This is a genomic window from Megasphaera intestinihominis, from assembly GCF_040096415.1.
GTDB classification, from domain to species: Bacteria; Bacillota; Negativicutes; order Veillonellales; family Megasphaeraceae; genus Megasphaera; species Megasphaera intestinihominis.
This window is the reverse complement of the sequence record NZ_JBBMEU010000019.1, coordinates 21,366-35,005: the sequence shown is the minus strand read 5'-3', so window position 1 is coordinate 35,005 and position 13,640 is coordinate 21,366. Positions and strand designations below refer to the sequence as shown.

General features: G+C 56.9%; 12 protein-coding genes, 1 pseudogene and 1 riboswitch. Of the genes and pseudogenes, 10 read left to right on the top strand and 3 right to left on the bottom strand.

The features are described 5' to 3' along the window. Positions 1–171 precede the first annotated feature (171 nt). On the bottom strand, positions 172–870 hold the full coding sequence (locus WMO23_RS04635) for an ATP-binding protein (RefSeq protein ID WP_292262233.1): 699 nt from the start codon (positions 868–870) through the stop codon (positions 172–174). Positions 871–992: 122 nt separating this feature from the next. Here WMO23_RS04635 and WMO23_RS04630 point away from each other — a divergent pair, with 122 nt between their 5' ends. Further along, positions 993–1,661 carry a Crp/Fnr family transcriptional regulator gene (locus WMO23_RS04630; RefSeq protein WP_020311506.1) on the top strand — a complete coding sequence of 223 codons (669 nt, stop codon included), beginning with the start codon at positions 993–995 and terminating at the stop codon, positions 1,659–1,661. A gap of 162 nt (positions 1,662–1,823) precedes the next feature. Here the strand turns inward: WMO23_RS04630 and WMO23_RS04625 are convergent, their stop codons facing one another. After that, positions 1,824–3,041, bottom strand: coding sequence for a bifunctional 3,4-dihydroxy-2-butanone-4-phosphate synthase/GTP cyclohydrolase II (locus WMO23_RS04625; protein ID WP_292107654.1), 1,218 nt, complete (start codon positions 3,039–3,041; stop codon positions 1,824–1,826). 114 nt (positions 3,042–3,155) lie between these two features. Beyond that, positions 3,156–3,287, bottom strand: a riboswitch (FMN riboswitch). 72 nt (positions 3,288–3,359) lie between these two features. Further along, positions 3,360–4,763, bottom strand: a complete 1,404-nt coding sequence (locus tag WMO23_RS04620) for an FAD-binding oxidoreductase (protein ID WP_292261768.1) — start codon at positions 4,761–4,763, stop codon at positions 3,360–3,362. A gap of 164 nt (positions 4,764–4,927) precedes the next feature. Between WMO23_RS04620 and WMO23_RS04615 the strand changes: the two genes are divergently transcribed. The 9 genes and pseudogenes from WMO23_RS04615 (at position 4,928) to dusB (ending at position 13,592) form a co-directional block, all read left to right on the top strand. Continuing rightward, positions 4,928–5,275 carry an FtsB family cell division protein gene (locus tag WMO23_RS04615; RefSeq protein WP_020311504.1) on the top strand — a complete coding sequence of 116 codons (348 nt, stop codon included), beginning with the start codon at positions 4,928–4,930 and terminating at the stop codon, positions 5,273–5,275. 108 nt (positions 5,276–5,383) lie between these two features. Beyond that, on the top strand, positions 5,384–5,833 hold the full coding sequence (locus WMO23_RS04610; protein ID WP_014015111.1) for a S1 domain-containing RNA-binding protein: 450 nt from the start codon (positions 5,384–5,386) through the stop codon (positions 5,831–5,833). Positions 5,834–5,918: 85 nt separating this feature from the next. Further along, a complete protein-coding gene (locus tag WMO23_RS04605) occupies positions 5,919–6,842 on the top strand; it encodes a Ppx/GppA phosphatase family protein (protein ID WP_292261776.1) in 924 nt (307 codons plus the stop codon). Then, entirely contained in the window at positions 6,839–7,831 is a 993-nt protein-coding gene (tilS, locus tag WMO23_RS04600; protein ID WP_020311502.1) for a tRNA lysidine(34) synthetase TilS, read from the top strand. Before WMO23_RS04605 ends, tilS begins: the two co-directional genes overlap by 4 nt. Positions 7,832–7,857: 26 nt before the next feature. Beyond that, positions 7,858–8,397, top strand: coding sequence for a hypoxanthine phosphoribosyltransferase (gene hpt / locus WMO23_RS04595; RefSeq protein ID WP_020311501.1), 540 nt, complete (start codon positions 7,858–7,860; stop codon positions 8,395–8,397). A gap of 89 nt (positions 8,398–8,486) precedes the next feature. Further along, on the top strand, positions 8,487–10,535 hold the full coding sequence (ftsH, locus tag WMO23_RS04590; RefSeq protein ID WP_349173347.1) for an ATP-dependent zinc metalloprotease FtsH: 2,049 nt from the start codon (positions 8,487–8,489) through the stop codon (positions 10,533–10,535). A gap of 255 nt (positions 10,536–10,790) precedes the next feature. After that, complete coding sequence (locus tag WMO23_RS04585) at positions 10,791–11,759, top strand: biotin--[acetyl-CoA-carboxylase] ligase (RefSeq protein WP_349173346.1); 969 nt, start codon at positions 10,791–10,793, stop codon at positions 11,757–11,759. Positions 11,760–11,845: 86 nt separating this feature from the next. Next, positions 11,846–12,610 (top strand): type III pantothenate kinase, encoded by a 765-nt coding sequence (locus WMO23_RS04580; protein WP_020311498.1) that lies wholly within the window; start codon positions 11,846–11,848, stop codon positions 12,608–12,610. Beyond that, positions 12,594–13,592, top strand: a pseudogene (gene dusB / locus WMO23_RS04575) (tRNA dihydrouridine synthase DusB). Before WMO23_RS04580 ends, dusB begins: the two are co-directional and overlap by 17 nt. Positions 13,593–13,640 lie beyond the last annotated feature (48 nt).

The window sequence follows — 13,640 nt, the reverse complement described above, 5'->3', positions numbered from 1 at the left end:
GAGTTGCCTCGGAGTGTAAGTTTTGGTATACTTTACGTGGTTGATTTTGTTTAGCATACAATAATTATACCAGCAAAAGAGGCCCTTTGGGGCCTCTTTTGCTTAAAAAAATGGGCTCAGATAACTGAGTCCATTTTTTTCGATGAGGCTATTATGTTACAGCCCCTTTTACTATCCTTTTATCTTCCCGTCGAGGCTGATGATGCGTACCTCGAAGGGGATATCTTTGCCGCTCTGTGCGAGGGCTCTTTTGGCAGCCATTTCCAGACCGCCGCAGCACGGGACTTCCATGCGGACCAGGGTGACGTCGTGGATGTCGTTCTGACGGAGGATTTCTGTCAATTTTTCGGCATAGTCGATGTCGTCGAGTTTAGGGCAGCCGATGAGGGTGATGCGGCCCTTGATGAAATCTTCGTGGAAGCGGGCGTAGGCATAAGCCGTACAGTCGGCCGCGATGAGCAGGCTGGCACCGTTGAAATAAGGCGTATGGGGTGGTACGAGCTTGAGCTGGACCGGCCACTGGCTCAGGCGGGAGATGGACGGCCCGGCAGGAACGTCGTCAGCCCTTTTCTGCGTTTCGCCGAGGCTGCGGGCCTGGCTGCCGGGACAGCGGCCGGTGTAGGTCCGTCCCTGGGCGGCCATGTGCTGTTTCACGGCTTCTTCATCATAGGCAGCGGCTTCGCGTTCGACAAAGGTGATGGCATCCGTCGGGCAATGGGGCAGGCAGTCGCCCAGGCCGTCGCAGTAGTCATCGCGCATGAGGCGGGCCTTGCCGTCGACCATGGCGATAGCCCCTTCGTGACAGGCCGTGGCGCAGGCGCCGCAGCCATTGCATTTTTTCGAATCAATCTGTATAATTTTACGTATCATAATTTCCTCCATCGTGGTATATGCATCAAACTGGTTTGGGACCTTTATGGTCTAAGTATAGTCGATGGAGCAAAAATAAGCTGTTGTTTTTCCAACTATCATCTTTTTTTGGAGGTCTTTCCATGGAACAATATCTTTCCCTCATTGAAACGTCGCCGCTCTTCCACGGCGTCGCCGAAGCCGATGTCCTGCCGCTCTTGCAGCGCTTGAAGGTACGCAAGAAAAAATATGAGAAAGGGGAATTCCTCTTTTATTCCGGCGATGCCGTCCCCTATATCGGACTGGTCCTGGAAGGGGCGGTCCACATCATCCAGGAAGATTACTGGGGGAACCGCAATATCCTGTCCCAGATCCCGGCAGGCTTCTTTTTCGGCGAAGCCTTTGCCTGTCTGCCTGACGCGCCGGCGACGGTCGACGTCGTCGCCGCCTCGGATGCGGTCATCATGCAGGTCTATGTCGGCAACATCCTCCATGCCGGTCAGGTCCTGACGCCGGACCAGGCTCGTTTTACAGGCAATCTCCTGGCTCTGATGGCCGAAAAGAACCGCCTCCTTACGGAAAAGATACGCTACCTGACCCAGCGCTCGACGCGCCAGAAAATCATGCTCTACCTGTCCGACATGGCCCGGAAAAAAGGGAAGGCCACCTTCGTCCTGCCTTTCAACCGCCAGCAGATGGCCGACTTCCTCTCCGTCGACCGCAGCGCCTTATCGGCCGAACTGAGCAAGATGAAAAAAGAAGGCCTCATCGATTACCACAAGGACAAATTCACCTTGCGGCAGGAACATTAAGGAAATCGGCGGGCCGCCAGCTAAGCTGTCCATTCTGGCAGCTACCCTATCGGTACCTGGTGGGCCAGAAAGGCTTTCAGGACGGCTCTTACAAACCACGAGCCACGAGCCACTGCTAAAAAAGGCGCTGTCTTCATGCGACAGCGCCTTTTTTACTCGCTTTTAATGCAGATGGGGGAGGATGTGGCCCATTTTATTCTTTTTCGTTTCCAAGTAGAATTCGTCGAATTTCTGGGGTTTCATTTCGATGGGGACGCGTTCTACGATTTCGACGCCGAAGCCTTCGAGGCCGTAGACTTTTTCCGGGTTGTTCGTGAGCAGGCGGATTTCTTTAGCGCCCATGTCCTGGAGAATCTGGGCACCGATCCAGTATTCGCGAAGGTCCGGAGCGAAACCGAGTTTTTCGTTGGCTTCGACTGTATCGTAGCCCTGTTCCTGGAGGACATAGGCTTTGAGTTTATTGATGAGGCCGATGCCACGGCCTTCCTGGCGCATGTAGAGGAGAATGCCCCGGCCTTCGGCGTTGATCTGTGTCAGGGCAGCGGCCAGCTGTTCACCGCAGTCACAGCGGCGGGAGCCGAAGACGTCGCCTGTAAGGCATTCAGAATGGACGCGGCACAAGAGGTTCTTGCCGTCGCCGATTTCGCCTTTGACCAGAGCGACGTGATGTTCGCCCGTCAGGTCGTTGATGTAGCCGTAGATCTTGAAATCGCCGTATTTCGTCGGCATCTTGGCGACGGCTTCGCGGATGACGTGTTTATCGTGGCGGCGGCAGTAGTTCTGGAGATCGTGGATGGTGATGAATTTCAGGCCGTATTCGTCGGCGATTTTCCAGAGGTCCGGCGTGCGCATCATCGTGCCGTCGTCTGCCATGATTTCGCAGCACAGGCCGACCTGTTTGAGTCCGGCCAGGCGCATGAGGTCGACCGTGGCTTCCGTGTGGCCGTTGCGGGTCAGGACGCCGCCGCGTTTGGCGACGAGGGGGAAGTTGTGGCCAGGACGGCGGAAGTCTTCGGGACGGGCCGATTCTTCAGCGCATTTGCGGGCCGTCAGGGCGCGTTCGACAGCCGAGATGCCCGTCGTCGTGTCGACGTGGTCGATGGAAACAGTGAAGGCCGTTTCGTGGTTATCTGTATTTTCGCTGACCATCTGGGGCAGGCCGAGCTTATGGGCATATTCGATGCTCATGGGCATGCAGATCAGGCCCTTGCCGTGGCTGGCCATGAAGTTCATGTTTTCTGTCGTGCAGTACTGGGCGGCGCAGATGAAGTCGCCTTCGTTTTCGCGGTCCGGGTCATCGGTGACGATGATGACGTGGCCGGCCTGTAATTCTTCCAATGCTTCTTCGATAGTGTTGAATTTACGTTTTTCTGTAGTCAAAATAAAGACCTCCTTAAAGTCTGTATTGTCCATAGTTGGTGGTACTCAAAAAGCCCTGGCGATGAGGCACAGGGCTTTGACATGCAAGGAAAGGCACGCTGCAGAAACAGCACGCCACATCTTCTTCCATCCAGACTATACTGTCGGTTTTGGAATCGCACCAAATCACGAGCCAATGGCTCCTACGCCGTAGCGTTCGCGGACTATACCGCCGATCGGGAATTTCACCCTGCCCTGAAGATATACGTTTTATTCAGTTCTGTTATGTATTATACACGGTAACTTTCATTTTTGCAAGGTAACTTTCATTTTTGCAAGTTAGTCGACGTCGAAGATTTTCCCCGGGTTGAGGATGTCGTTCGGGTCGAGGGCTTTCTTGATGGCCTTCATCATTTCCAGTTCGCCGGGATCGGTGAATTCTTCCATCAAATGCTTGCGCTTGTAGCCGATGCCGTGTTCGCCGGACAGGCGGCCGCCGTGGGCATAAATGAATTTGTACAGTTCCTGCTGGTTGGCCTTGACCCGCTGGTCCCAGTCTTCATAGGTGGCATCTTCATTCTTGAGGATGTTCAAGTGAATGTTGCCGTCGCCGGCGTGGCTGGCGATACGTGTGACCAGGTTGTATTTCTTGGCCAGGCGCAGGATTTCGTCGAGGAGGGCCGCTTCCTGGTCGACAGGGACGACGACGTCTTCTTTGCAGACGATGAGGCTTTCGGCGCGGACGGCTTCGGCAAAGGCCTTGCGGGCCTGCCAGATCTTATTGTGGTCAGCGACGAGGACTGACGACGCGCCGTTTTCCGTGCAGACTTCGTCGAGGATGACGGCCTTGTCGTCCAGGTCGTCTTCGCTGGTCCCTTCGACTTCGACGATGACGTAGTTGCCGTTGTCGCTGCCCTGGAGATTTTCATTGAGGTATTTTTCGACGGACTTGATGGTGATGTTGTCCATGAATTCGACGCACGTCGGCGTGATGCCGGCCTTGATGATTTTGGTGACGACGCCCATGGCCTGGCGGCGGTCGTCGAAGATGGCCAGCAGGTCGAGGGCGTACTTCGGCTTGGGCAGGAGCTTCAGCGTCGCCTTGGTGATGATGCCCAGGGTCCCTTCGGAGCCGATGACCAGCTGGTCCAGGGAATAGCCTGTCGACTGTTTCTGCAGGCGCGCGCCGAGGTTGACGATGCGCCCTGTCGGGTTGACGACTTCCACGCTGTAGACCTGGTGGCGCGTCGTCCCGTATTTGACGGCCCGGTTGCCGCCGGCGTTGGTGGCGATGTTGCCGCCGATGAAGCACGAGTCGCCGCTGCACGGATCGCCGGCGTAGAAGAGACCTTTCTTTTCGGCCGCTTCCTGCAGGTCCGACGTGCGTACACCCGGTTCGACGACGGCATAGAGGCCGTCTTCATTGATTTCCAGTATCTTGTTCATCTTTTCCAGCGACAAGACGATGCCGCCGTATTCCGGGACGGCGCCGCAGGCCAGACCCGTGCCGGCCCCGCGGGGGACGACAGGGAAGTGGCAGGCATTGGCCAGCTTGATGATGGCGCTGACCTGCTGGGCTGTTTCGGCAAAGACGACGGCTTCGGGCATGTGATGGTAAGCCGGGTCGGTCACTTCGTCATGGGAATAAGGCTGCATGGCGTCGGCGTCGGTGACGACGTCTTTCGGGCCGACGATGGCCTTTAATTTTTCCAGGATTTCTGTCGTTATTTTTTCATAGTGCATACGTGTTCCCCCTCGGATAAGATACAAAATGTCGTGCCTCTATTATATATAACTGCCGCCCATTTTAAAAGGAATTTTACAAAAAAACTTTATCTTGCCAGCAAAGCACGGTATACTATAGGGTAAGACTTTTTCAGTCTCTTGTTCTTAGAAAGGGTGATTGGGTGGAAACCAAGCAGTATCGCCAGCCTCGGCGCCGAAAGAAGCGCCGCAAGGTCCCCCGGAAGCGCCGTACAGGGCTGCTCATCCGGCTCCGGCAGATGAGCTGGTATAATCTTATTCTCGTGGCCATCATCGTCGCCGGCTTCTATCTCATCGGCGTCCGCCTCTACAGGCTGTGGGAAATCCATGACGACATGAACCGGACCCTGCAGCAGGAACAGACCTTGCGGGACGAAAATCTTCGCCTTCGCGAACGGCGTGACAAGCTGAATGATCCCGATGAAATCGCCCGGGAAGCGCGCGAACAGTTCGGCCTGGCCAAGCCCGATGAAATTCCCTATAAGCCGTGATTCCCTATATTTTGTATTTTGATGATTGAATTTTTTGGCATTTATGAGTATAATGGCTTTATACGTTTAGCAGTAATGCTGATATTACAAGGAGGAAATCAAAACAGCATGACAATCGAAGTAGGCAGTGTGATGGAAGGTACCGTTACAGGAATCACAAAATTTGGCGCATTCGTAGAGCTTCCGGATAAGAAGGTAGGTCTTGTACATATTTCTGAAGTCGCTAATGAGTATGTCAAAGATGTAAATGATTTTTTGAAAGTTCGAGACAAGGTCAACGTCAAAGTGTTGTCTGTAGACGATAAGGGAAAAATTGCCCTGTCTATCAAACAGACCCAGCCGGCGCCGGAAAAGAAAGAATTCCGTCCGAAACGCGATTTTCGGCAGAAACATGAATTCCGCCAGCATAACGGCTTTGATTCGCGCCGTTCGTCGGGCTCGCTGTCTTTTGAAGACCGGCTCAGCAAATTCCTGAAGGAAAGCGATGAACGCCTGATGGATTTGAAGCGCAATACGGAATCGAAACGCGGCGGCCGCGGTGCGCGCCATGCTGATTGAGTGCGTATTGAATAGCGGAAGGTAAAAAAGAAGGGCGCTGTTGCACAAAGACAGCGCCTTTTTACGTTTACAGGAAGGAGCAGATATGGAGTATCAGAAGTATGCAGTCATCGACATCGGCTCCAACTCCCTGCGACTCATGACGGGCTGGCAGGAAGTCCCGGGCACGTGGATCTTTTCGCCGAAAGAACTGGCGACGACGCGGCTGGGGAAAGATATCGATGAAACACACCATTTGTCACCGGCAGGGATGGAAGCGTCCTTTGCGGCCATGGAAGGCTGGAAAGAACAGCTGACAGGCGTACCGGTCTGTGCCGTCGCCACCAGTGCCGTCCGCGAAGCTATCGACGGCCAGGCCTTCCTGGCAGAAGTGCGGGCCCGTTTCGGCTGGCACTGCCGGGCCATTTCGGGCCTGGAAGAAGCGTCGCTCAGCTTCACTGGAGCTACGGCCTCGCTCAGCCCCGATGTGACGGCAGCCGTCATCGACATCGGCGGCGGCAGCAGTGAAGTCGCCGTCGGCCGCGGCGGTGACCTGTGCTGGTCCCACAGCTACCCCATGGGGGCTGTGCGCTTTACGCGGGGCGAAGTTATGAGCCATCAGGCCGTCGCCCATCTGGAAAACCGCTGCTATCAGGAATGGCTGCCCATGCAGGTCCAGCCGGACCTGCTCATCGGCGTCGGCGGGACGCTGACGACGCTGGCGGCCATGGACTTGCAGCTGGCCGTCTACGATGCAGAGAAAGTCGAAGGCCATCGCGTTTCCTATGATGCCCTGTGCGGCCATATCGAACGCCTCCAGGCCATGACGCCGGAAGAACGGCGCCACGTACCGGGCCTGCAGCCCAAGCGCAGCGACATCATCGTCGCCGGCCTGCTCATTGCCAAGTCCTTTCTCCAGCGCTATCACATCCCGGCCATCACCGTCAGCGAACGGGATCTCATGGAAGGCGTCTTTTTCCGCCATTCCTTCCATGATGCGGCCTGGAACTCCCGGGACCGCCAGTCGTGAACCTTGTCGACCGCGTAGACGCTTACGGCAGGCAGCACGGCCTGTGGCAGCCGGGAAGGGCCCTGGTCGTCGCCTGCTCCGGCGGGCCCGATTCGCTGGCTCTGCTGGATATACTGAGCCGCCTGGCCCCGTTATATAGGCTGACCTTGACGGCCTGCTACGTCCACCACGGCATCCGCCGGGCGGCCGATGAAGAAGTCAGCCTGGTACGGCGCGAAGCCGTGCGCCGCCATTGCGGTTTTGCCTGGCAGTACGTCGACGTGCCGGCCCTGGCCCGGCGGGAAAAGGCGTCGGAAGAAGCCGTAGGCCGGCGCGAACGCTACCGCATCCTGCGGGAAACGGCCCGGGCCTGCGGGGCCGAACGCATTGCCGTGGCCCATCACGCCGATGATCAGGCCGAAACGGTATTGCTCCATCTCCTGCGCGGCAGCGGCCTCGACGGCCTCTGCGGCATGGCGCCCAGGCGGGGCGACATCATCCGGCCGCTGCTTATGGTGACCAAGGCGGAGCTGGCAGCCTATGCCGCGGCCCGGGACCTTCCGGTCTGTCACGACGAAACCAATGACAGCCGGCGCTACAGCCGCAACCGGATACGCCTGGACCTGCTGCCGCAGCTGCAGGCTTATAACCCGGCCATTACGGCGGACCTGAACCGCCTGGCCGATATCGTCAGGGCCGACGAAGCCTTTCTGGACGACGCTGCCGAAACACTCTATGGGCAGCTCGTCCTTCCCGAAGACGTACCGGCTTTAGACAAGAAGCGCTTGCTGGCCCAGCCGCTGGCTATGCAGCGGCGCCTCATCCGCCGCTTGTGGCAGGAGGCGACGGGCTCTCGTCAGGACCTGCCTTTTCATTATGTTGAAACGATACGGGACCTGGCCGCCAAAGGAGCTGGAAAACAGTTCCAGTGCGGCCGGGCCTGTGCTTATACGACCCGGACAGCCCTCTGCCTGGGTCCTGCCGTTCCCCGCAGGGGACGGCAGGGGTAATTCACTTTTTCACGGAGGAAAACAAGATGCATCAGGATATCAAAGAAATTTTATTTACAGAAGAACAGATTGCTGCCCGCGTCCGCGAACTGGGTGCGCAGATTACTAAAGATTATGCCGGCAAGACCATCCTCATGTGCGGCATCCTCAAAGGGGCCGTCACCTTTTTCACCGACCTGGCCCGCTGCATCGACGGCCCGGTCTACTTCGATTTCATGAGCTGCTCCAGCTACGGTTCGTCGACGACGTCGTCAGGTGTCCTCAAGATCCGCAAGGACCTAGATAACGACGTCAAGGATAAAGATGTCCTCATCGTCGAAGACATCATCGACACGGGCGTCACCTTGAGCCATCTCGTCCCCATGCTCCAGGAACGGGGTGCCCGCTCGGTCAAATTGGCAACCCTCCTCAGCAAGCCGGCCCGCCGCCAGGTCGAAGTCCCTGTCGATTACAACGGCTTTGAAATCCCCGATGCCTTCGTCGTCGGCTATGGCCTCGACTACGACAGCCGCTACCGCAACCTGCCGTACATTGGCATTTTGAAAGAAGAAGTATATTCCAAGTAGTTGTTGCTTTAGAAGAAGTGTGGTAATATAAGACTGTATTGGTTGGAATAAAAAAGTATTATCATAAACTAAGTGAAAGGAGCCATATTTTGAGTAAATTTGTGCGGAATGTAAGTTTATACTTACTCATCATCATCGTCGCCGTATCGATCATAGATGCCTTTACCAGCAGTAAGACAGATAAATCGGAAATTTCTTACACGAATTTCATGAGTCAGGTGCAGCAGAAAAAAGTCGATGCCGTCCAGATCACAGCCGACCACGCTATCGTCGGACAGCTGAAAGACGGAACCTCTTTTACTTCTTATGCCCCGACCGATTCGGCACTCTTGCCGGCACTGCGCGATGCTGATGTCAACATCATCGCCAAACCGCCCGAACAGCCTTCGTGGTGGATGAACATGCTGACAGCAGTCCTGCCAATCCTGGTCCTCATTGCCATCTGGTTCTTCATCATGCAGCAGACCCAAGGCGGCGGCGGCCGGGTCATGAACTTTGGCAAGAGCCATGCCAAGATGCACGGGGAAGGTAAGATCAAGGTTACCTTTAAAGACGTTGCTGGTGAAGACGAAGCGAAGGAGGAATTGGCGGAAATCGTCGAATTCCTGCGCAACCCCAGCAAGTATAATGCCATTGGCGCCAAGATACCCAAAGGGGTGCTCCTCTTCGGCCCTCCGGGGACCGGCAAGACCCTCCTGGCTCGTGCCGTAGCCGGCGAAGCCGGTGTCCCCTTCTTCAGCATCAGCGGTTCCGACTTCGTCGAAATGTTCGTCGGCGTCGGTGCCTCCCGTGTCCGTGATTTGTTCACACAGGCCAAGAAGAACGCGCCCTGCATCGTCTTCATCGACGAAATCGATGCCGTCGGCCGCCAGCGCGGTGCTGGCCTTGGCGGCGGTCATGACGAACGGGAACAGACATTGAACCAGCTCCTGGTCGAAATGGATGGCTTCGGTTCCAACGAAGGCATCATCACCATCGCTGCGACCAACCGTCCGGATATCCTCGACCCGGCGCTTCTCCGTCCGGGCCGTTTCGACCGGCAGATTACCGTCGACCGGCCGGACCTGCGCGGCCGCCGGGCTATCCTCGACGTCCACGCCAAAGGTAAGCCCCTCGGCAAGGATGTCGACCTCGACGTCATCGCCAAGAAGACGCCGGGCTTCACCGGTGCCGACTTGGGCAACCTGCTCAATGAAGCAGCCCTCCTGGCTGCCCGGGCTAATAAGAAAGTCATCAACATGGCTGAACTGGAAGAAGCCAGCGAAAAAGTCTGCTTCGGTCCGGAACGCCGCAGCCATGTCATCAGCGATAAGGAAAAGCGCCTGACGGCAGTCCACGAATCGGGCCACGCCCTCATCGCCTATCTCCTGCCTGATGCCGACCCGGTCCACAAGGTCACCATCATCCCCCGCGGCCGGGCTGGCGGCTATACCATGATGCTGCCGGAAGAAGACCGGTCGTATGAAACGAAGTCGTACTACCTGGCCCAGATCCGCGTCGCCCTCGGTGGCCGGGCTGCTGAAGAAATCGTCTTCAACGAAATCAGCAGCGGCGCTTCCGGTGACCTTCAGAGCGTCACCCGTATCGCCCGCCAGATGATCACCCGCCTGGGCATGAGCCCGAAACTGGGCCCCATGGTCTTTGGCGAACAGCAGGACCAGGTCTTCCTCGGCAAGAGCCTGGGTCACGAACGCAACTACGGCGAAAGCGTAGCCGAACTCATCGACAAGGAAATGCACGACACCGTATCGGAAGCCTATGCCGACGTGCTCCACATGCTGCGGGAACACCTGGATACGCTGAAAAATATGGCCAATGCCCTGATGGAAGTCGAAACGATCAACCATCAGCAAGTCGATAACCTGGTCAAATACGGCACCTTGGAAGGGCCGCAGGGCGTTAAAAAAGAAACTGCTGAAACACCGGCAGAAACGGCAGAAGCCGAAACACCGGACACAGCAGCCGTTTCCGAAGCCGCTCCGACAGCCAAGGAAGAAGCACCTGCACCGGCAGCTCCCAAAGCCGAACAGGCAGAAGTACAGATCAGCCCCTGGGGAAACCCTGTCCCCAAAGGCGGCCTGACCACAGGCCTGACCGATAAGGACGAAGAAGAAAAAAAGGCTGACGAAGAAAAATAGAGAGTGAAAAAAGGCGCTGTCGCATGAAGACAGCGCCTTTTTGAGTATTAAGTTTGCAGTTTGTAGTAGGGGTCGCCGCGTGGGCGACCCGCCTGGGATTTGGCGGTGCTCTCCACGAGCCACTAACCCTAACCTCCCCTTGACAGGGTTATCGTTTATGTTACAATTTCTACATAGAATAGGTGAGTTATGCGCTAGGGAGTAGCGCTTTTTTTTGAATGGATGCTGCCAGGGGCAGCGGCAGAGGTGATTGCTATGAGACAAGACATTCTCGATTTTTTGATACAGCACAAGGACGAATTCGTATCGGGCCAGCAGATTTCTGAGCAGCTCGGGATTTCCCGGACGGCCGTATGGAAGCATATCCGCGTCCTCAAACAGCGGGGCTATGTCATCGAGTCGTATACCAAGAAAGGGTATTGTCTGCGCGAAGCGCCGGAACTGCTGTCGGAACAGGCTATCGAAGAAGGGCTTTCGACGAAAGTCGTGGGACATCATATCGTCTACCGGGAACGCGTCGATTCGACGAACAACGTCGCCAAGAAGCTGGCCGATGAAGGCGCACCGGAAGGGACCATCGTCGTCGCCGAAGAACAGACCGGCGGCCGGGGACGCATCAACCGCTCATTCTTGTCGCCTTTTGCCAAGGGCGTCTGGTTCTCCCTGATCCTGCGGCCTAATATCCCGCCCATGGAAGTCTCCAAGATGACCCTCCTGGCTGCCGTCGCCGTGGCCCGGGCTATCCGCCATCACGGCCTGACGGACTGCGGCATCAAGTGGCCTAATGACATCCTGGTCAAGGGCCGCAAGATGGTGGGCATCCTGACCGAACTAAACGGTTCGGCGGAAAAGGTCAATTACATCATCATGGGTATCGGGGTCAATACGGGTATCACCGCTGAGGACCTGCCTAAGGATTTGCAGTCCATCGTCACCAGTTTTGCCCGCGAAGGCGTCCGCGTCAGCCGGCTGGCCCTGCTGGAAACGCTGCTGAAGGAAATCGAAGGGCTGTACCAGACCGTCTGCCGTGACGGTTTCGCCCCAGTCCTGGCCGAATGGCGGGCCCTGTCCTGCATGTTGGGCCAGGACGTAACGGTCACATCCATCGACAAGACCTTTTCCGGCAAAGCCGTCGATATCGATGAGAACGGCAATCTCCTCGTCGCGACGCCAGAAGGCGTGGAAGTCGTCATGGCAGGGGATATTCATGTCCGTCCGGCTTAATTTAGCCGTAAAGACTATTCAAGACAGGCAAACTCTGTTATTATAATAGGCGTATTATCAACTTAAAGTAGGCAGGAGATAAAGTTATGCTATTAGTCATTGATGTAGGGAATACAAATATTGTCCTGGGCATTTTCAAGGGAAAAGAGCTCATGGACCACTGGCGCGTATCGACGAACCGCCTCCGGACGACCGATGAATACGGCGTCCTCATTCGCAACCTCTTTTATTTGAACGGCGTCAACTCCGATGAAATCGATGCCATCATCATTTCGTCGGTCGTACCGCCGGTCATGCCCACGCTGGAACGCATGTGCCAGCGCTATTTCGGCCTGACGCCGCTGGTCATCGGACCGGGTGTCAAGACGGGCATGGACATCAAATACGACAATCCCCGTGAAGTCGGTGCCGACCGCATCGTCAACGCCGTCGCAGCGTATGAAAAATTCGGCGGCCCGGTCATCATCATCGACTTCGGCACGGCGACGACCTTCTGTGCTGTCGACAAGAAAGGGACGTACCTCGGTGGCGCCATCTGCCCGGGCATCGGCATCTCTACGGACGCCCTGGTCCAGCGCACGGCGAAACTGCCGCGTATCGAAGTCGTCCGCACGGATAAGGTCATCTGCCGCAATACCGTCGAAAGTATGCAGGCCGGCGTCTTCTATGGCTTCGTCGGCCAAGTCGACGGCATCGTCGCCCGTATGCGCAAGGAACTGGGCTGTAAGGCTAAAGTCGTCGCTACGGGCGGCCTGGCCGTCATCGTCGCTCCGGCTACGGATGCCATCGACGTCGTCGAACCCATGCTGACCCTGGAAGGGTTGAGAATCATTTATGACCGCAACCGTTAAGCCCTTTGCCATCGGCAAGGTCGAGCTCGATGCCCCGGTCATCCTGGCCCCTATGGCCGGCGTCTGTGATGCGCCGTACCGGGTCATCGCCCACCGCTATGGGGCGGCCCTGGTCTGCGCGGAAATGGTCAGTTCCCAGGGTATCCGCTACCGCAACCAGCATACAGAAGAACTGCTGCACATCGAAGACGGGGAACACCCCCTGTCCATGCAGATTTTCGGCTCGGACCCGGACGTCATGGCCCAGGCAGCGGCCGTCGTCGAAGAAGACGGTGCCGATATCGTCGATATCAATATGGGCTGTCCCGTCAAGAAAGTCGTCAAGAACGGCGACGGCTCGGCCTTGATGAAGAACCTGCCCCTGGCAGAGAAAGTCATCCGTGCCGTCGTCGGCGCCGTGTCCATCCCGGTCACGGTCAAGATGCGCACCGGCTGGGATGACGCCTCTTTTACGGCGCCGGAACTGGCCAAACGGGCTGAAGCGGCTGGTGCCGCTGCCGTCACCGTCCACGGACGGACGCGGGAACAGTTCTATAGCGGCAAGGCGGACTGGCAGAAAATCAAAGCCGTCGTCGATGCCGTATCCATCCCGGTCATCGGCAACGGCGACGTCGTCGACGGCCCGTCGGCGGCAGCCCTGATGGAACAGACCGGCTGCGGTGCCGTCATGGTCGGCCGCGGCGCTTAGGGCAATCCCTGGATTTTCCCGCAGATACGCCATTATTTGGTGACGGGCGAAGTCCTGCCGCCGCCGACGGCCATGGAACGTTATGAACAGATGCTGTCCCATTTTGAAGCCCTGCTGGCCTATAAAGGTGAATACATCGGCGTCCGGGAGATGCGCTCCCACGCCTCGTGGTATACCCACGGCCTCTATGGCTCGGCGGCCCTGCGCGAACGCATCAACCGGGCCGGTTCGGCTGACGAATTCCGAGCCATCGTCCGCGACATGATGGACAAGGCGCGCCGGGCAGGGACATAGCTGTTTTATTGACACAAGGGACGGATGTGCATATAATTAAGAGTACGG